The organism is Actinomadura chibensis NBRC 106107 (assembly GCF_001552135.1).
GTDB lineage: Bacteria > Actinomycetota > Actinomycetes > Streptosporangiales > Streptosporangiaceae > Spirillospora > Spirillospora chibensis.
On sequence record NZ_BCQP01000031.1, the window covers coordinates 22,141 to 41,597 of the forward strand.

General features: G+C 77.0%; 9 protein-coding genes. 6 read left to right on the plus strand and 3 right to left on the minus strand.

Annotated elements, in window-relative coordinates:
- The first annotated feature begins 216 nt into the window (after positions 1 to 216).
- The 5 genes from ACH01S_RS18900 to ACH01S_RS18920 all read left to right on the plus strand — a co-directional run bounded on the left by ACH01S_RS18900 (position 217) and on the right by ACH01S_RS18920 (position 12,775).
- Positions 217 to 6,564 (plus strand): type I polyketide synthase, encoded by a 6,348-nt coding sequence (locus ACH01S_RS18900; RefSeq protein WP_218010313.1) that lies wholly within the window; start codon positions 217 to 219, stop codon positions 6,562 to 6,564.
- Complete coding sequence (locus tag ACH01S_RS18905; protein WP_067893000.1) at positions 6,561 to 10,820, plus strand: type I polyketide synthase; 4,260 nt, start codon at positions 6,561 to 6,563, stop codon at positions 10,818 to 10,820. The genes ACH01S_RS18900 and ACH01S_RS18905 overlap by 4 nt, the downstream gene beginning before the upstream one ends.
- Positions 10,817 to 11,128, plus strand: coding sequence for an acyl carrier protein (locus ACH01S_RS18910; protein ID WP_067893002.1), 312 nt, complete (start codon positions 10,817 to 10,819; stop codon positions 11,126 to 11,128). Before ACH01S_RS18905 ends, ACH01S_RS18910 begins: the two co-directional genes overlap by 4 nt.
- Positions 11,125 to 12,342: a glycosyltransferase gene (locus ACH01S_RS18915; protein WP_218010314.1), complete on the plus strand. Its 1,218-nt coding sequence runs from the start codon at positions 11,125 to 11,127 to the stop codon at positions 12,340 to 12,342. Before ACH01S_RS18910 ends, ACH01S_RS18915 begins: the two co-directional genes overlap by 4 nt.
- A 61-nt stretch (positions 12,343 to 12,403) precedes the next feature.
- Positions 12,404 to 12,775: a hypothetical protein gene (locus ACH01S_RS18920; RefSeq protein ID WP_157406296.1), complete on the plus strand. Its 372-nt coding sequence runs from the start codon at positions 12,404 to 12,406 to the stop codon at positions 12,773 to 12,775.
- On the opposite strand, the gene ACH01S_RS18925 is transcribed toward ACH01S_RS18920, so the two are convergent.
- The 3 genes from ACH01S_RS18925 to ACH01S_RS18935 are packed head-to-tail and all read right to left on the minus strand — an operon-like array spanning position 12,776 to position 17,125.
- A complete protein-coding gene (locus ACH01S_RS18925) occupies positions 12,776 to 13,429 on the minus strand; it encodes a DUF1361 domain-containing protein (protein WP_067893005.1) in 654 nt (217 codons plus the stop codon).
- Positions 13,430 to 13,434: 5 nt separating this feature from the next.
- Positions 13,435 to 16,170 carry an ATP-binding protein gene (locus ACH01S_RS18930; protein WP_067893007.1) on the minus strand — a complete coding sequence of 912 codons (2,736 nt, stop codon included), beginning with the start codon at positions 16,168 to 16,170 and terminating at the stop codon, positions 13,435 to 13,437.
- 1 nt (position 16,171) lies between these two features.
- Entirely contained in the window at positions 16,172 to 17,125 is a 954-nt protein-coding gene (locus tag ACH01S_RS18935; protein WP_067893008.1) for a hypothetical protein, read from the minus strand.
- Positions 17,126 to 17,305: 180 nt separating this feature from the next.
- Between ACH01S_RS18935 and ACH01S_RS18940 the strand changes: the two genes are divergently transcribed.
- Positions 17,306 to 19,456: a hypothetical protein gene (locus ACH01S_RS18940; protein ID WP_148344835.1), complete on the plus strand. Its 2,151-nt coding sequence runs from the start codon at positions 17,306 to 17,308 to the stop codon at positions 19,454 to 19,456.
- Position 19,457 lies beyond the last annotated feature (1 nt).

A 19,457-nucleotide genomic window follows, 5' to 3' on the forward strand; every position in this document is an offset into this window, starting at 1 on the left:
GGCGTCCCACAGCGGACAGTTCCCGGGGCGCCCTCGCGATTAGCGAACGGCCGGAATCCCCATTGCGGGTCAATAGACGGTTCAAAGTCCTTTGCGGCGCCGCCATGGGCGGGCCGGGCGGTGTGTCGTCCCGGTCGCGGGACGGTCGCCGACCGTAGTCTGGCGCACCGTTGTCACGGGCCCGCGGAGGGCCGCCGGACGTCGGGGGGCAGTGCATTGGCGGCGGACGAGTACGGACGGGGGCCGGGAGACCGCCCCCTGCCTGGAGCCCGGCCCGGGATCATCGGGGTCACCCCGTTCGGCCGTCCCGTCCCGGGGCTCGCCGTGGCGGTCGCGCGGGCGGGCGGGACCGGGGTGCTCGACCTCGGCGCCGACCGGGCGTCCGCGCTCGCCGCGCTCGCGGACGTGCGGCGCTGGTGGACGGGCCCGTTCGGGGTCCGCGTCCCGGCCGGGTGCCGGGTGCGACCCGACGAGCTGCCGGACGCGGTGGACACCGTCATCGTCGACGCCCCGCTGCTGCACCCGGACGAACCCGTGGACGTCGCCGGGTTCGCCCGCGGCCGCCGCCTGCTGGTCGAGGTCGTCGGGCCGGAGGAGGCCGCCGCCGCCCTCGCCGCCGCGCGCGCCCACACCGGGGACGTCGCGCTCATCGCGCGCGGCTCGGAGGCGGGCGGGCGCACCGGCGCGCTGAGCACGTTCGTGCTGCTCCAGCGGCTGCTGGCGGACCCGGCGCTGGACGTCCCCGTGTACGCGGCGGGCGGGATCGGCACGCACTCGGCCGCGGCGGCGGTGGCGGGCGGCGCGGCCGGGGTCGTCCTCGACGCGCAGCTCGCGCACGTCCGGGAGATGGACTCGCCCGCCGACGCCGTGTCCGGGCGGCCGCTCGCGGTGGGCCGGGACGGGCCGCTCGCCGCCGCGCTCGCCGCCCGGTACAAGACCGCAGGGGGAGTGGTGCGGGCCGTCCGGGAGGCGATCGACGCGCACCTGCGCGCCGCCGTCCGCGCCGAGCCGCTCGCCCGCCGGGGCGGCGACCCGGTCGTCGTGCAGGGGCCGATGGCGCACGTCAGCGACGGTTCGGCGTTCGCGGGAGCGGTCGCGCAGGACGGCGGCCTCCCCTTCCTCGCGCTCGCCCTCATGGACGGCGACCGCGTCCGCGACCTGCTCCGCGAGACCGCGTCGCGGCTCGGCGGACGGCCCTGGGGCGTCGGCGTCCTCGGGTCCGCGCCGCCGGAGGCGCGGGACGCGCAGCTCGCGGCCGTCCGGGAGAGCAGGCCCCCGTACGCGCTGATCGGCGGGGGCGGCCCGGCCCAGGCGGCGCCGCTGGAGGCGGCCGGGATCAGGACGTACCTGTACGTCCCGTCGCCCGACCTGCTCGACCTGTACCTCGCCGAGGGCGCCCGCCGGTTCGTGTTCGAGGGCCGCGAGTGCGGCGGCCACGTCGGGCCGCAGGCGAGCCTCCCGCTGTGGGACGCGCAGGTCGAGCGGCTGACCGAGTCCGGGATCGACCCCGCCGAGCTGTCGGTGATGTTCGCGGGCGGGATCCACGACGAGCGGTCCGCCGCGATGGTCGCGGCGCTCGCCGGGCCGCTCGCGGAGCGGGGCGCGGACGTCCGCGTGCTGATGGGCACCGCGTACCTGTTCACGTCCGAGGCGGTGGCGGCGGGCGCGATCCTGCCGGGCTACCAGGACGCCGCGCTCGGCTGCGCCACGACGGCGCTGCTGGAGACGTCCCCCGGACACGCCGTCCGCTGCGCCCGCACCCCCTACGTCGACACGTTCCACGAGACCCGCCGCGAGCTGGAGCAGGCCGGGACGCCGCGCCGGGAGGTGCGGCGCCGCCTGGAGAAGCTGAACCTCGTCCGGCTCCGTGTCGCGAGCAAGGGGCTGCGCCGCGCCGCGCCGGTGGACGCGGCGGCGCAGCGGTCCGACGGCATGTTCCTGATGGGCGAGGTCGCCGCGCTGCGGACGGCGACGACCGGCGTCGCGGCGCTGCACGAGCAGGTGACGTCCGGCGCGACCGCGTTCCTCGCCGCCCGCGCCGCCGAGCTCGGGGTGGGGCGCTCCGTCCCGGCGGCCCCGGCGCGTCCGGCCGACGTCGCGATCGTCGGGATCGGCTGCGTCCTGCCCGGCGCGGCCGACGCGGACGCCTACTGGGCGAACGTCGTCGGCGGCGTCGACTCCGTCACCGAGGTCGCCCGCTGGGACCCGGAGATCCACCACGGGCCGCCCGAGGAGGGGAAGACGCCGTCGAAGCGGGGCGGGTTCCTCCCGGACGTGCCGTTCGACGCGCTCGCCCACGGGATCTCCCCGGACGCGCTCGGCGCCGTCGAGCCGGTGCAGCTGCTGGCGGTGGAGGCGGCGTCCCGCGCGCTGCGCGACGCCGGGTACGCCGACCGCCCGTTCGACCGCTCCCGCGCGTCGGTCGTGTTCGGTGCGGGCGGCGGCGGCGACCTCGGCACCGCCTACGCGACGCGGGCCGCGCTGGCGTCCTACTACGGCGAGGTCCCGCCCGCGCTGGACGCCCTGCTCCCGCGTCCGGCCGAGGAGTCCTGCACAGGCGTACTCACCAGCGTGATCGCCGGGCGGATCGCGAACCTGCTCGACCTCGGCGGCGCGAACTACACCGTGGACGCGGCGGGCGCCGCGTCCCTCGCCGCGCTCGACGCCGCGTGCAAGGACCTCGCCACGGGGGCCAGCGACATGGTGCTGTGCGGCGGCGCCGACCTGCGCACCGGCGTCCAGGACCACCTGCTGCTCGCGGCGGCGGGGGCGCTGTCGCCGTCCGGGCGGTGCGCGGCGTTCGACGCGTCCGCCGACGGCGTCGCGCTCGCCGAGGGCGTCGCGTGCGTCGTGCTGAAGCGCCTCGCCGACGCCGAACGCGACGGCGACCGGATCTACGCGGTGGTCAGGGCGGTGGCCGGGGCCGGTGACGGCGGGGGTCTCATGGCGCCCCGCGCGGAGGGGCGGCGGCTCGCGCTGGACCGCGCCTACGAGCGCGCCGGGGTGCCGCCCGCGTCGGTCGGGCTCGTCGAGGCGGACGGGACCGGCGCCGAGGCGGGCGACCGCGCCGAGCTGGCCGCGCTGAGCGCGGTCTTCGCCGCCGCCGCGCCGGGCGCCGTCACGCTCGGCTCGGTGAAGTCGCAGATCGGGCACGCCGGGTGCGCCGCCGGGCTCGCCGGGCTGATCAAGACCGCGTACGCGCTGCACACCGGCGTCCTGCCGGGGACGCTGCACCTGTCCGAGCCCAACGCCGCGTGGACGCCGGACGGCCCGTTCGCGTTCGGCGCCGCCGCGCGCCCGTGGGCGGCCCCGCCCGGCGGGCGGCACGCTGGGGTGAGCGGGTCCGGGATCGGCGGGACGAACTTCCACGCCGTCCTGTCCGGGTACGGCGGCGCGCCGGAGCCGGTGTCCGGGCTCGCGGAGTGGCCCGCCGAGCTGTTCCTGATCCGCGCCGCCGACCGGGCCGCCGCGCGGGAGGAGATCGACCGCCTGCTGGCCCTGCTCGACGGCGGCGCCCCGCCCCGGCTCCGCGACCTCGCCCGCACGGCCGCCGCGCTGGACGGCCCCGTCCAGGCCGCCGTCGTCGCGACCGGCGTGGACGACCTCCGCCGCGCGCTCACCGCCGCCGCCGACTTCCGGACGGGGCCGGGCGTGTACGTCCCGTCCGGCGAGCCGGGGCAGGTCGCGTTCCTCTTCCCCGGCGAGGGCGGGGAGCGGCCGAACATGCTCGCCGGGCTGTTCGTCGCGTTCCCCCGCCTCCAGCGGCTGCTGCGCCTCGACGGCGGACGGCACGCGCCCGCCATGTTCCCGCCCGCCGCCTTCACCCCGGACGACGTCCGGCGGCAGCACGCCGCGATCACCGACACCCGGGCCGCGCAGCCCGCGCTCGGCATCGCCGGGCTGGCGGTGCACCGGCTGCTCACCGCGCTCGGCGTCCACCCCGACGTCGCGGCCGGGCACGGCTGCGGCGAGCTGGTCGCGCTCTGCGCCGCCGGGGTGTTCGACGACGCGGACCTGATCGAGCTGAGCTCCGCCCGCGCCGAGGCGGTGCTCGCCGCCGCCGGGGCCGATCCCGGCGCGATGGCCGCCGTCGCCGCGCCGCTGCACGCCGTCCGCGAGCTGCTGGCCGGGCTGTCGGAGGTCGTCGTCGCCCACCACGACGCGCCCCGCCGGGTCGTGGTCGCCGGGACGTCCGGCGGGCTGGAGCGGGCGCTCGCCGTCCTGTCCGGGGCGGGCGTCGCCGCCGAGCGGCTGCCGGCGCCGTGCGCGTTCCACAGCCCGCTCGTCGGCGCCGCGGCGGCGGGCCTGCGCGCCGAGCTGGCCCGCCGCGACCTGCGCTCGCCCGCGTTCCCGGTCTGGGCGAACACGACCGCCGCGCCCTACGACGCCGACCCCGCCGAGCTGGCCGTGACGCTCGCCGGGCAGCTCGCCACGCCCGTCCGGTTCGTGGAGCAGATCGAGGCGATGTACGCGGCGGGCGCCCGCGTCTTCGTCGAGGCGGGGCCGGGCAGCGTCCTGACCGGGCTGGTCGGCGAGATCCTCGGGGAGCGTCCGCACACCGCCGTGAGCTGCGACGCGCCCGGCGAGAACGCCCTCGTCCGGTTCCTGCACGCGCTCGCCGAACTCGCCGCGGCCGGGGTGCCGGTCGACCCGCTGCCCCTGTTCGCCGGGCGGGACGCCCGCGCGCTCTCCGGCCCCGCCCGGGCGCCCGGCTGGATCGTGAACGGCCACCTTGTCCGGACGGCCGACGGCGGCTACCCGCCGGGGGCGCTCCGGCCCGCCGAACGCGTCCGGGACGACGGCGGCGCGGGCGGCTCGGCGGCCGCCGTCCTCGAATACCTGCGCGCGGGACGCGAGATGATCGCCGCGCAGCGCGAGGTCATCCTGCGCCACCTCGGCGCGATCCCGCCCGACGCGCCGGGCCCCGGGCCCGCCGACGTGCCCGCGCCGCGCCCGGTGCTGCCCGGCGAGACGCTGCCCGCGCCCGTGGAGGCGCCGCGCGACGACCACGCCGCCGTCCCCGAGGCGGTCGGCGCGCGGACCGCTCGCACCGAGACCATGGTCGACGACGGTGCCGAGGCCGCCGCGCCCCCGGCGCCCGTCGTCCCGGCGCAGGCGAGCGGGCCCGAGCCGACGACGCGGCCCGGCGTCGTCCGGCAGGTGCCGCGCGTCGTGGAACTGGACGCGCTGCCCCGCCCGCCCGAGTCGGGCACCGAGTTCACCGGACGCGGCTTCCAGATCGTGGACGACGGCCGCGGCGTGGCGCTGGAGCTGGCCGTCCTCCTCGAACGGCACGGCGCGCGGGTGCGGACCGCGCACGACGCGGAGGCGGACGGCGACCACCGCGACGGGCTCGTCCACCTGGCGGCGCTGCGGCCGGGCGAGCCGGGGATCCTGCCGCGCGCCTACGGCGGGATCCGCCGCGCGCTGGCGGGCGGGCCGCGCTGGCTCGTCCTCGTGAGCGGCGCGGGCGGGACGTTCGGCCGCCGCTACGCCGGAGGCGGCATCGGCGACCCGGCCCCCGGCGCCGGGCTCGGCGGCCTGGCCCGCACGATCGCCCAAGAGCACCCCGAGGTGCACGTCCGCGCGCTGGACGTCGACACCAAGGAGACGCCCCGCGCGATCGCGCAGCGGATCCTCGCCGAGCTGCTCGACCCGGACGGCCCGGTCGTCGTCGGGCACGAGGGCGAGCGGCGGAACGGGCTGAGCGTCGTCCCGGCCGACCTGGACGGCGACCCCGCCCCGCCGGTGGAGCCGGACGGCGTCGTCCTCCTCACCGGCGGCGCCCGCGGCGTCACCGCCCGCCTCGCCCTCGAACTGGCCCGCGCGAGCGGCTGCCACCTGGAGATCATCGGCCGGACGCCGGAGCCCCGCGGGGAGCCCGCGTTCCCCGACGCCCCGGACGAGCCCGCGCTGCGCCGCACCCTCGTCGCCGAGGGGAACCGGCAGCCCGCCGAGATCGAGGCGACGATCCGCACGGTCCTCGTCGAGCGGGAGAAGCGGCGGAACCTGGACGCGCTGCGGCGGCACGCGGCGTCCGTCCGCTACCACGCGGCCGACGTGCGCGACCCGAACGCCGTCCGCGGCGTCGTCGACAACGCCTACCTCCGGCACGGCCGCCTCGACGGCGTCGTGCACGGCGCGGGCGTCGCCGAGGACCGCCTCGTCCGCGACAAGAGCCCCGAGTCGTTCGACCGCGTGTTCCGGACGAAGGTGGACGGCGCGTGCGCGCTCGCCCAGGCCGTCCGCCCGGACCTCGGGTTCTTCGTCGTGCTCGGCAGCGTCGCGGGCGTCGCCGGCAACCGGGGGCAGGCCGACCACGCGGCGGCGAACGACGCCTGCGACACGCTCGCGCACGTCTGGCGGACGCGGCTGCGCGGCCGCGTCCTCGTCGCCGACTGGGGCCCGTGGGCGGGCGTCGGCATGGTGACGCCGGAGCTCGCGCGCGAGTACGCGCGGCTCGGCGTCGGCCTGGTCGACCCGGACGCGGGCGCCGCCGCGCTCCTGCGCGAGATCGCGCACGGCCACGAGACGCAGGTCGTGTTCACGGGGGCCGTCCGGTGAGCCGCGCGGCGGACGCGGCGCGCGAGCCGATCGCGATCGTCGGCGCCGGGGCGGTGTTCCCCGGCGCGGGGTCGGCGGCCGAGCTGTGGCGCAACGTCCTCGCCGGGGTCGACGCGATCACCGACGTCCCGGCCGGGCGCTGGGACCCCGCGCTCTACTACGACCCGGACGCCTACGACCGCGCGCCGGAGAGCGACCGCTTCTACTGCAAGCGCGGCGGGTTCGTCGACGAGCACGCCACCGTCGACCCGGCCCGGCTCGGGATCACGCCCGCCGCCGTCCCCGGGATGGAGCCCGACCAGCTCCTCGCGCTGCGCGCCGCGGCCGCCGCGATCGCGGACGCGGGCGGCGACGAGCGGCTGCCCGACCGGTCCGGGATCGGCGTGGTCGTCGGGCGCGGCGGCTACATCACCCCGGGCGTGGCGCGGTGCGACCAGCGGGTCAGCGTGTCGCACCAGGTCGCCGGGGTGCTCGCGGAGCTCGTGCCCGAGCTCGGGAGCGGGCGGCTGGAGGAGATCCGGCGCGCGTTCCGCGACCGGCTCGGCCCGGACGGGCCGGACGCGCCGGCCGGGCTCGTCCCGAGCTTCGCCGCGTCCCGCATCGCGAACCGGTTCGACCTGCGCGGCCCCGCCTACACGCTGGACGCGGCGTGCGCGTCGTCGCTGCTCGCCGTCGAGCACGCCGTGCGGGCGCTGCGCGGCGGGCAGGCCGACGCGATGCTGGCGGGCGCCGTCCACCACGCGCACCACGTCACGGTGTGGAGCGTGTTCAGCCGGCTCCGCGCGCTGAGCCCGTCCGGGACCATCCGCCCGTTCGACCGGTCGGCGGACGGCACGCTCCTCGCCGAGGGCACCGGGATCGTCCTGCTCAAGCGCCTGTCGGACGCCGAGCGCGCCGGTGACCGGATCCACGCGGTGATCGTCGGGGTCGGGTCGTCCAGCGACGGGCGCGCGACGAGCATCATGAGCCCGCTCGTGGACGGGCAGGTCCTCGCCGTCGAGCGGGCCTGGCGGGACGCGGGCCTCGACCCGGCCGAGCCCGGCGCGGTCGGCCTCGTCGAGGCGCACGGCACCGCGACCCCGGCGGGCGACGAGGCGGAGCTCGCGACGCTGCGCCGCGTCTTCGGCGCCGCCGGGCCGCCGATCGGGCTCGGCACGGTCAAGTCGATGATCGGGCACGCGATGCCCGCCGCCGGGATCGCCGGGCTGATCAAGGCCGCGTACGCGCTGCGCGACGGCGTCCTGCCGCCGACCCTGCACGTGGACGACCCGCACCCGGCGCTCGCGGACGGCCGCCTGCGGCCGGTCCGGGAGGCCGCCGAGTGGGAGCGCGGACCGGGTCCGCGCCGCGCCGTGGTCGACGCGTTCGGGTTCGGCGGCGCGAACGCGCACGTCGTCCTGGAGGAGCCGCCGTCGTGCCGGGCCCGGCGCCGCCGCGCGCCCGACCCTCCATCGTCGTCGGCGGAGGAGGGCGTGCTCAGGCTCGCCGCCCGGACGGCGGAGGAGCTGGCCGCCGCGCTCGCCGCCCCCGACGACGAGCTGCTCGCCCGGGTGCCGGACGACCCGCCCGACCTCCCCTGCCGCCTCGCGATCGTCGCGCCGACCCCGCGCAGGCTCGACCTCGCGCGGGCGGTCGTGCAGCGCGGGACGCCGTGGCGCGGCCGCAGCGACGTCTGGTTCGCGCCCCGCCCGCTGCTCGCCGAGGGCGGGCGGCTGGCCTTCCTCTTCCCCGGGTTCGAGCCCGCCTTCGACCCGCGCGTGGACGACGTCGCCGCCCGCTTCGGCCTCCCCGGACCCGGTCTCACCGGACGCGCCGACCTGCCCGGCCGCGCCGCCGACGCGCTGGGCGTCGGCCGCCTGCTCGCCGCCGCGCTCGCCGGACTCGGCGTCGAACCCGACGTCGTCGCGGGCCACGGCGCCGGCGAATGGACGGCGATGACCGTCGCCGGGATGTGCGAGCCGGACGAGGTGGAGGCGCTCGTCCGCTCCCTGGACGAGGAGGCGCCCGGCGTCGTCTACGCGGCGCTCGGCTGCGGCGCGGACCGGGCGGCGGACGCCGTCGCCGGACGTCCCGGCGTGTTCGTCAGCCACGACAACTGCCCGCACCAGTCGGTGGTCTGCGGCCCGGAGGACGAGGTGCGCGACGTCCTCGGCCGGCTCGCCGCCGAGGGCGTCCTCGGCCGGGAGCTGCCGTTCCGGGCCGGGTTCCACACGCCGCTGGCGGACGCGCACGGGAAGCGGGCGCGGCGCGCGCTGGAGGCCCTGACGGTGCGGGAGCCGCGCGTGCCGCCGTGGTCGGCGACGACGGCCGCGCCCTTCCCGCGGGAGCCCGCCGCCGTCCGCGAGCTGGCCGTCCGGCACGTGCTCGAACCCGTCCGGTTCAGCGAGCTCGTGGAAGAGCTGTACGGCGCGGCCCGCGTCCGGGTGTTCGTGCAGGTCGGGCCCGGCAGCCTCACCGGCTTCGTCGCCGACCGGCTGGACGGGCGCGAGCACCTCGCGATGGCCGCGAACGTGCCGGAACGCGACGGGACGGCCCAGCTCCGCCGCGTCGTCGCCGCGCTGTGGGCCGAGGGGTACGGGGCGTCCGCGCCGCCGCCCGCGCCCGCCGGGGGCGTCCGGCTCGACCTCGGCACGCCGCTGGTTAGGCTGGACGGCGCCGTCCCGCCGCTGCGCCTCGCGGCCGGGGTGCCGCCGCTGCCCGCGGGCGATCCCGTCCTCGCCGAGCTGGAGGCGCTGCTCAACGACGCGGCGACCGGGGCGCAGTCCGTCGTGGAGGCGTTCGGCGCCGGGCCCGCCGTGGCGGAGGCCGCCGCGCCGCCGCCGGGACCCGCCGAGCTGTCGGTGACCCGGGTCTTCTCCGTGGACGCCATGCCCTACCTCGCCGACCACTGCGTGTTCCCGCAGGCGCCCGGCTGGCCCGACCTGTCGGACCGGTTCCCGATCGTCCCGCTGGCGACGCTGCTGGAGGTCATGGCGGAGACGGCGCGGGAGCTGCTGCCGGGCCTCGTGGTCGTCGGGTTCGAGCACGTCCGGGCCGTCCGCTGGGTGGTGGCGGCGCCGCCGACCACCGCCGAGATCACCGCGTACCCGGTGGGGCAGGGCGACCGCCCGCGCAAGGTGAAGGTCGTCGTCCAGGGGTACGCGGACGGGACGGTCCTGCTCGCCGAGCGGCACCCGCCGCCGCCCGCGCCGGACCGCACGCCGCTGACCATCGAAGGCCCCCCGATCGTCACCGCCGAACGGCTGTACGAGGAACGCTGGATGTTCCACGGGCCGCGCTTCCGCGGCATCAAGGAGATCACCGCGCTGGCGGAGGACGGCGTCCGGGCCGTCCTGACCTCGCTGCCCGCCCCCGGCGCGCTCCTGGACAGCGCGGGCCAGCTCTGCGGCCACTGGATCCAGGTCTACGGCGACACCAACCAGACCGTGTTCCCGGTGGGCGTCGAGCACGTCTCCCTGTACGGGCCGCTGCCGCCCGAAGGCGAACGCCTCGCCACGACGATCTGGAACCAGTCCCTGACCGACACGACCATGCGCTGCTCCGCCGAGCTGGTCCGCGAGAACGGGACGGTCTGGGCCCGCGTCGACGGCTGGACCACCCACCGCTTCTACACCGACGAGGCCCTCTGGCGGATGAGGTTCACCGCCGAGGTCTCCGGGACGGGGGAGCCGCAGCCCGGCGGCTGGTGCCTCGCCCGGCGGCGGTGGGACGGCACCGCGTCCCGCGACCTGCTCATGCGCCAGTACCTGCGCGCCGCCGAGCGCGCCGAGTACGAGGCCCTGCCCCCGTTCGCGCAGGGCGCCTGGCTGCTCGGACGGATCGCGGCCAAGGACGCCGTCCGCGACCACCTCTGGCGCAACGGGCACGGGCCGCTGTTCCCGGCGGAGCTCCGCGTCCGGTCCGGCGCGTCCGGTCCGGTCGTCACCGGGCCGTTCGACGACCCCCTCGGGGTCTCGATCGCCTCGGACGCCGAACTGGGCGTCGCGCTCGTCCGGCACGGCCGCGAACCGGCGGGCATCGGGCTCGCGCCGAGCGACGCCGACGGACGGCTCCGCGCCGCCAAGCAGGCGGTGCTCCAGGCCATCGACGCCGGCCGGGCGCGGCCGGAGCTCGTCGTGACCGTCGCCGACGCCGAGCGGCTCCTCATCGCCGCGGACGGCACGGTCACGACGGTGGAGACCCGCGAACTCGAAGGACACGTCGTCGCCTGGACGGTCGCGTCCGGCGGCACCGACATGGAGGAGGCCCGCGCATGAACCCACCCGCAGACGACGTCCTGGCCGAGGTCGTCCGGGCGCTGACCGACGTGGTGGGGGAGGGCCTCCCGCGCGGCGCGGAGATCGGCCACGGCACCGCGCTCGGCGACGACCTCGCGCTGGAGAGCATCGAGCTCGTCGCGCTGGTCGACCGGCTCCGCGCCCGCTACGGCGACCGCGCCGACCTGCCCGGCTTCATCGCCGGGCTGGACCTCGACCAGATCATGAACCTCACCGTCGGGGACGTGGCCGACCACATCGCGGGCCGGTCCGCCGGGGCTCCGGCGGACGCCGGGACCGCCCGGTGAGCCGGCGCGTCCGCGTCCCGTCCCTGCTCGACGACCCCGGGATCCGGCGCGCGAAGGCGCCGGAGCGGCGCTTCCTGTTCGCCGTCCCGCCCGTCGCCGCGCACGTCGAACCGCTCGCCGCGGTCGCCGCCGAACTGGCGAGGCGCGGCCACAAGGTCGCCTGGGCGGGGCACCGCCCGACCCTCGAACGGCTGCTGCGCCCCGGCGCCCGCCTCTTCACCGCCCTGGAGCGGGACTTCGAGGCCCGCCTGCCCGCCCTCCGCGACCGGCTGCTGGAACTGCGCGGGTACGCGGCCCTCCGCTTCCGGTGGGAGGAGTTCATCGTCCCGCTCGGGCACGCGATGATGCCGGGCGTCGAGAAGGCCGTCGACCGCTTCCGGCCGGACGTCGTCGTCGCGGACCAGATCGCGCTCGCCGCCCCGGTCGCGGCGCGGCTGCGCGAGATCCCGTGGGCGACGTCGGCGGCGACGTCCGCCGAGTTCACCCGCCCGCTCGCGCACGTGCCGAAGGTCGAGGAGTGGGTCCGCGAGCGCATCGCCGACCTCCAGCTCGACCACGGCATCGACGACCTGCTCGACCTGCGGTTCTCCGACCACCTCGTGCTGGTCTTCTCGACCGGCGCGCTGATCGGGGACGTGTCGTTCTTCCCCGACCACGTCGCGTTCGTCGGGCCCGTCCTCGGGCGACCGGCGCCGAGCGCGTTCCCCTGGGAGTGGCTGGACGGCCGTCCCGCCGTCCTCGTCGCCCTCGGCGCCGGGCCGGGCGGGGAGCGCTTCCACCGGGCCGCCGCCGACGCCGTCCGCGACCTGGACATCCAGGCGGTCGTCCTCGCGCCGCCGGGAACGGTGCCCGGCCCGCCGCCGAACGTCCTGGTGCAGGAGCACGTCCCGCGCCTCAGACTGCTGGAACGCCTCTCCGCCGTCGTCTGCGACGGCGCGCACGACACGGTCTGCGAGGCCCTGGCGCACGGCCTCCCGCTGGTGACGGCCCCGATCCGGGACGACCAGCCGGTGATCGCCCGCCAGGTGGCGACGGCGGGCGCGGGCGTCACGGTCCGCTACACCCGCGCCGACGCGGCCGAACTCCGCGCCGCCCTGACGGCCGTCCTTGCGGCCGACGGGCCGCACCGCACCGCCGCCTCCCGCGTCCGCGACGCCATCGCCGCGTCCAGCGCTCCCACCGAGGCCGCCGACCGCCTGGAGAAACTGACCTGACGAAGGGCACGGGACGGAGAGTCCCTCCGCCGGCGGGCGCCCGGGGCGTATCGTGCCTTGCATGTCTGGGAAGAAGATCAATCCGGTTTTCGTGCTGCTTTGTTTCGCGGGGCTGTTGATCGTGGGATTCGCGCTGGTCGGCAGTACGGCGGCGGGGGCGAAGATCGACGAGTCGGACGCGGACAAGGGGGAGGTCCAGCTCCAGCTCGCCGCGATGCTCAATTACGCGATCGTCGGCGCGGCCCTTGTGCTGGCCGGGATCGGATTCCAGTTGACCGCCGGTCCGAAAACGCCGCCGCCTCTTCCCGGGCAGGCCCTTCCGTACGGGCAGGCGGGGCAGCCGCAATATCAGGCCCCGCAGCAGCAGCAACAGCAGCAGGCGCCGCCCGGGCGGCAATGGGGGCAGCAGCCGCAGGGGCCGCCGCCGTCCTGATCAGGACGTGAGCGCGCCGAAAAGGCGGCGCGCGTTTCGCACCGTGGCGTCGAACGACGCCTCCGTGATCGCCTTCGTCATGAAATGGCACGTCCAGGTGACGAGGAAGGTGCCGACGATGAGCACGGGCGCCCATGTCCAGGTGAGCTGGACGACGATCCGCTCAAGCGCCGCGTGCGGGGCGACGACCGGTTCCCAGCTGTTGAGGCGGGCCCAGCGGCCGAGGAAGATGCCGATGGCGCAGACGGCGTGGGCCGCGATGGTCGCGCGTCCCTGCCACGCGCCCAGGCCGATGCGGGAGAGGTGGCGCAGGGCGGCGCCGAGTGCCAGGTAGTAGGCCAGGAATCCCGAGCCTATGAGCAGCGCGTAGACGGGCAGGACGGCGGTCACGACGGGGCCGCCCTGGTCGGACAGGATGATGTCGCCCCGCAGGTGGACGAGGTCGGTGACCACGTACGGCGCGTTCGGCAGGAAGAGCACGAACAGCACGAGCCCGGCCCACCAGAACGGCGAGCGCGAAAGGCGCCGTCCGCGGAAGAGGACCCAGGCGAGGGCGACCGGTATCCAGGCAAGAAGGGTGTTCCAGCCCATCCACCAGATGTCGCGGCGGAGGACGTCGACCAGATTCGGCGCCACCTGCTCCAGAGTCCCCATGCTTTCTATGATGCATGAGCGCCGTCTTCGGGGGCCGTGACGTAGGAGGCGAGGAGGCCGTCGCTGAATCCGAGCGGGGACGTCGCCTCGCGGAATCGGTCGGGCCAATCCGGGTCGGTGCGGACGGCGCCCACGGCCGTTTCGATCGCCGACGGGCCGCCTCCCCAAAGGGCGGTGATGCGGGTCTCGGTGTCGCGCTGGTCGCGTTCCCACCATGCGGTGACGTGCTTGAGTTGCTCGGCGAGAGTTCCGCCGGGAATGGCCTTGCCGTAGCGGGACGCCCATTCGTCGCTCAGCGGATGCCGTCCCGCGTCCGGTGTCGTCCGATGCGCCCGCTGGAGTTCTTCCAGGACGAGGCACCACCGATACGGCGCGGCGAAGAATTCGGTCTCGTCGCCCTCGCAATGGCGTCCCCGAAGGGCGGCGGCGAGATGGACGGCCAAGGCGACGGGCCCGCCGCGCGCCTTCACCGCGGCGTCCACCGCGTGCGAGACGGCGCAATCGTGAAGGCGCGCGGAAAGGCCGTCCAGCGCGAAACGCGGGACGCCCCAGCCCGTGAGGTGCGAGGCGGCGGCCAGCTCCGCCCACAGGACGAGGTCCGGCCGCGCCGCCACCGTCCGCTGGGCGGCGCGCATGTCGCGCAGCGTGCAGGGGGAGTCGCGGCAGTCGGTCCCGCATGTGGAACTCCGCGGGCTCACGAGCGAGCGGGGCGAGGCGACCGGCGCCGACGTCTCCAGGTGCGACCCGTCCGGCATGCGGACGAGGTGCGGGAAGTCCATGCCGTCGGCGAACACCGCGCCCTCGCCCGGCGTGAGCGTGACGAGGAACTGCGACTGCGCATCGGTGATGTTCATGGTGGCGCCGACCGCGTCCCGGTCGTCCCGCGCGGGCAGCCGGTGGACGATCTTCACCGCGGTGTTCTTGATCACGTCCGGGACGAGCTTCGAGGGGATCTGCTCCGCGACGATCAGCCCCTCCCCGTACGCGCGGATCTCCGCGAGCAGGCTCGCGAACGTCTCCACGGCGTGCGAGGCGGGCCCGGCCTGCTCGCTGCGCCGCAGCAGCCGGTGCGCCTCCTCGAACACGCTCAGATGGCGCAGCCCGGGCGCGGCGCCCGCGCGCTGCCGCATCCGCAGGTGCTCGACGAGCCGGACCAGCACCGTCCCCATCAGGAACGCCTTGTCGCGGTCGTCGCCGACGTCCTCGATCTCCAGGACGACGTTGCGGGCGAGCAGCGCGTCGAAGTCGATCGGGTGCCCGCCCTCGAAGAACCGGCCGGTGGTGCCGAGCCGCAGGCTGGACAGCCGGACGCGGATGAACCCGCGCACGTTGTCGGTGATCTCCTGGCCGTAGCCGATCTGGTCGACGACCCGCTCGGCGGCGTCCTGGAGGTCGGCGAGCGTCGGGTAGCGCGGCTCGGCCCCCGGCCGGACGGGCTCGCCGAGCGCGAGGTCCCAGCCGAGGTGCTCGTAGCAGCGGGTCAGCGCCGCCGACAGGACCTGCGGGAACGGCTCGTCGGCGTCGAACGCGGCGAGGAACAGCGCGCGGACGAGGTCGGCGTGCGTCTGCAGCGGGAACGGGCGGCCGTCCGGTCCGGCGGCCGGTTCGAGCGGGTTGATCCCGGCGGCGATCGCCTCGGTGTCGCCGGGGCGGATCGTGACGACCTCGGCGTCCGGGAGCCGCGCCGCCATCAGCCGGTACTCCGCCTTCGCCGGCTCGACGACCAGCCACGGCAGCCCCGCCCGCGACGCCTCCGCCAGCAGCGACCGGACGGTCTGCGACTTGCCCGCGCCCGTCGCGCCGCACACGAACGTGTGCCGGTTCAGACTGGACAGCGGCAGCGACAGCGGCCCGACGTCGCGCCGGTTCCGGTCGAGGACGCGGCCGAGCGGCACCCCGCCGTCCGGCGACTCGGGCGTCACGTCGAACTCCGGCCGCATCGCGAACCGGACCCCGGGGACCTCCCGCGCGGGCGTGCGGGCGAGCGCCGCCACCAGGGGCGTGCCCGCCTCGAACGGGCCGGGCGCGCCCGGGACCAGCGCGTACGGCAGGCGGCCCAGGTCCGCCGACGCGCACACGAGCGCCGCGACCCGGGCGGCGGCGCGCGGCGTCTCCGCGCCCGCCATCAGATGCACCCGCCACAGCCCGGACGTCGCGGCCCGGCGCAGCTCGCGGTGCCGCCGTCCCAGCCGGTCGGCCGCGACCGACTCCTCGGGCGACAGCTCCGCCATCGACCGGGCGCGCCGCTCCGCGTCGGCCTGGTCGTCGGCGAGCCGCCCGGCCTCGGCCGGGTCGACGGGCTCGGCGACGAGCAGCCACGCGAACGGCCGCGTCCACACCGCGAGGAGGCCGTCCTCCAGGGACGGGCGCGCGGGCTCGGCGGGCGCGTCGTCGTCGGCGAGCAGGCCGTCCGCGATGGCGCCGACGCCGACCCAGTGGGGCATCGCGTCCCGGGCGAGGCCGTCCGGGAGCAGCACGCCGCGTCCGCCCGCCGGGAGGGCGAGGGTCGCGGACCGCCCGTCGTGGTCGGCGAGCAGGCCGTCGCCGCCGACGAACACCTCGGTCGGGCCGGACGGCAGGGCGCGCCGCCAGCCGACGAGGACCGGCTCCGCGCCCGCGTGGTAGGCGGAGACGAGCGCGGCCACGCGCTGGTCGTGCCCTTCGTCGCGGCCGTCCGCCGCGTCCGGCCGCGGGACTTCGAGGAGGCGGCAGACCGGCAGGCCGCGCACCGCGTCCCACACGTCAGGCGTCCCGTCCCTCGTCGATCACCATCCAGTCGTCCTCGCCGAGGCCCGTTCCGGGGTTGCGGCGGTCGGTGGCGGACAGGGTGAAGTCGCGGCCGGTGGCCTCCTCCCAGCGGCACGCCCAGGCGTGCAGCGCCGGGGCGTCGTGCTGCACGTCCCGGAGGCGCGCGGCGAGGTCGTCGCCCGCGAACTGGAACTCGTACGCGTCGGGATCGCGGGCGAGGTCGAGCTTGTAGAGGCTGTCGAAGAACGGCTTGGCGGGTTTCGGGCCGTCCTGCGAGAAACCGGCGGAGCGGTATTTCGCGACGGCGTTGTCGGCCCGGCGGATCCGCTCGTCGTCCGACGCGCCCCGGTGCTGCTGGATGACCCTCGACCGCAGTTCGCCCTCGGTCTGCGGAAACCATTTCTTCGGGTCCTGCGTGCAGAAGTCCGCGCCCGGGCCCTGCAGCCGGACGTCGGCGCCGGCGATGCCCTCCGCCGCGAGCGCGTCCCGCAGCTCGTCGACGCACCGTGTCCACTGCTCGGGACGCATTCCGAGCGGCGCGCGGCGGGCCCGCATGTCCCACGCCCGCTCGGGGGTGACGTCGGCGAAACCGAATTCGCGCGCGGAGAACGTGTACCCGGACTGGTCCGCCGTGACGGGGAAGAGCGCCCGGTCGGACGCGCCGCCGCCGCCCGGCCCGGGAGCACGGGACGCGGCCGAGACCACGAACCATTCCTCCCTCTCGCCGGACGACGCCTCGTCCGGACGGTCGCGGCCCGCCGCCCGCCTTTCCGCGCGCCTTTCCGCCCGGCTCTCCGCCCGGCTCTCCGCCCGGCTCTCCGCGCGGCTTTCCGTCCGGGACGGGCCGCCCTCGGCGCCGGGACGATCCGGCGGCGGCGCGGGCGGACGCTCGGCGGGCTCCGCCGGACGGTCGGTCTTCTCCGTGTTGCCGTCCCGGTCCAAGGTCATGGTCGGTCAGGTTATTGAGCAAGGCGTCCGAGGGGAAGGTCGAAACCGCATGGACGGCCTGACAAGTCCGATGTCAATCTGCTTGGGTGGTTCGCGCATCGCCGCGCAGTGCGCGCCGCCGCGCATGTCCCCGCGAGCGTGACGATCGAGACGGCACCCGAACAGAACGGAGCTCACGTCGTGAGGGGTGACCCGGTCGATCCCGCCGCGCCGCGGGCCCGCCGCGAGCGCCTGTTCAGCCCCGAGCCGCGCCTCGGCTGGGTGTTCCGCGACCGCTTCTGGTTCCTGCGCCCCTTCCCCGACGCCCCGCCGCACAGGCGGGCGCTGCCGGAGTACCTCGCCCGCCGCGCCGCCGACACCGAGCGGCTCGCCCGGCGGCGGCTGCGCCGGACGCTCCCCGCGAGCCTCGCCGCCGCCGTCCTCGCGCTGGTCGCGGCGTTCGGGGCCGCCGCGTCCGCGGTCCCGGACGCGGTCGCGCTCGGGGCGCTGCTGCTCGGCGTCCTCGTCGCCGCGCCCGGCGCGGCGCTGACGGCGCTCGCCGTCCGGCGGCGGGAGGGCGCGCGGCGGGCCCACGAGCTGGCTCAGCGGCAGAACGCCGACGGCTACCAGGAGGAGGCGAACCGCTGGCAGGCACGCAGGCACGCGCACGAGACCGCCGAACGCGCCCGGCTGGACGGCCTCCCCGAATGGGGCGTGGCGCCGCATCCGTCCCGCCGCCTGGACGTCTTCGGCGGGACGCTCTGGGCCTGGGAGGCGCTCCTCACCACGTACGGGACGTCGGCCCTCGCCGTCCAGCCGCTGCTCGTGCTGGACCTGTCGCGCGAGGTCGTCAGCCGCGAACTGGTCGACCTGGCCCGCGCGACCCGGATGGAGGTGGACGCGCAGCTCCTGCCGAGCCGCCAGGCGTCGTCCAGCCTGCTGTCCGACCTGTCCCCGCAGGACCTCGTGGACGCGATCGTCGAGTCGATGCACGGCGGCAACCCCGACGACTCCCGCGCCGAACGCAGCATGGACGGCCGCATCCTGAGCAAGGTGTGCGACGCGCTCGGCGACCGCGTCACCCTCGGCCGGATCGCGGCGGCGCTGCGGGCGCTGATGGGCGAGCCCGACGACGGCGACGCGCTGACCCGCGACGAGCGCCGCCGCATCGCCGCCGACCTCTTCAGCGTCGAGTACCGGCGGCAGGCGCACGCGAACCTGTCGCGGATCGAGTCCTACGTCCATCCGCTGGAGAACCTCGGCACCGAGCCGTCGCGGGCGGGCACCGGCTACCTGACCTGCGTCGCCCTGGACAGCCAGGCGCGCAACGTCCGGTCCGAGCTGCTCACCGACCTGATCGTGCAGTGGGTGACGCACCGGGTCACCGCGTCCCGGGACGCGACGCCCGCCGTGCTCGTCGCCGGGGCCGACGAGCTCGCCCGCCGCCACCTGGAGCGCCTCTCGGACGCGTGCGAGCGGCGCGGCGTCCCGCTGACCCTGCTGTTCCGGCGGCTGCGCGAGACGTCCGCCGAGATGATCGGCGGCGGCGCCGTCGCGTTCATGCGGCTCGGCAACCACGAGGACGCCACCCGCGCCGCCGACTTCATCGGACGCGACCACCGGTTCGTCCTGTCGCAGATCACGAAGAACGTCGGCGGGAACGAGTCGCACACGACCACCGGCACGGAGGGCGAGTCCGACTCCGAGACGACGAGCACGGGGCAGACGACCGGGACGTCCAGCAACTGGGGGACGAGCCGGTCGTCCGGCAGCGGCTACTCGGGCGGCGAGATGTTCGGGCTGTTCCCCGACCGGTCGACGTCCTACCAGCGCGGAAGCAACCAGGGCGGTTCCACCAACACGAGCTACACCGAGGGGACGGCGACGTCCACGTCGCGGAACTGGTCGGCCGCCTACGCCTACGCGGAAGGCACCAACTGGAGCGACGCCGACACCACGCAGCGCGTCTACGAGTACGCGGTCGAGCCCGTCACCCTCCAGCACCTCCCGGACCACGCGCTGCTCCTCGTCGAGTCCGCGCCCGGCGGCGGACGCACCCTCACGGCCGTCGAATGCGACCCGGCGATCATCACGCTGGAGCGCGTCAGCACCGCCCCGCTGCCGGACGCGCCGCGCCCCGCGATCGCCGCGCCCGGCGCCGCCCCCGAGGTGGCCCGGCCCGCCGCGCCGCGGTGGGCCGCGCCGTCCGACAGGCAGTGGGCCGCGCCGCCCTCCCCGCCCCCGCCGCGTCCGCCGCTGACGACCGAGCAGGGGCCGCCGCCCGGCTACCGGTCCGGCCCGCGCCCGCCCGCGGACGGCGGCCCGCCGCCGCTGTTCGGCGGCGGCGCCTGAC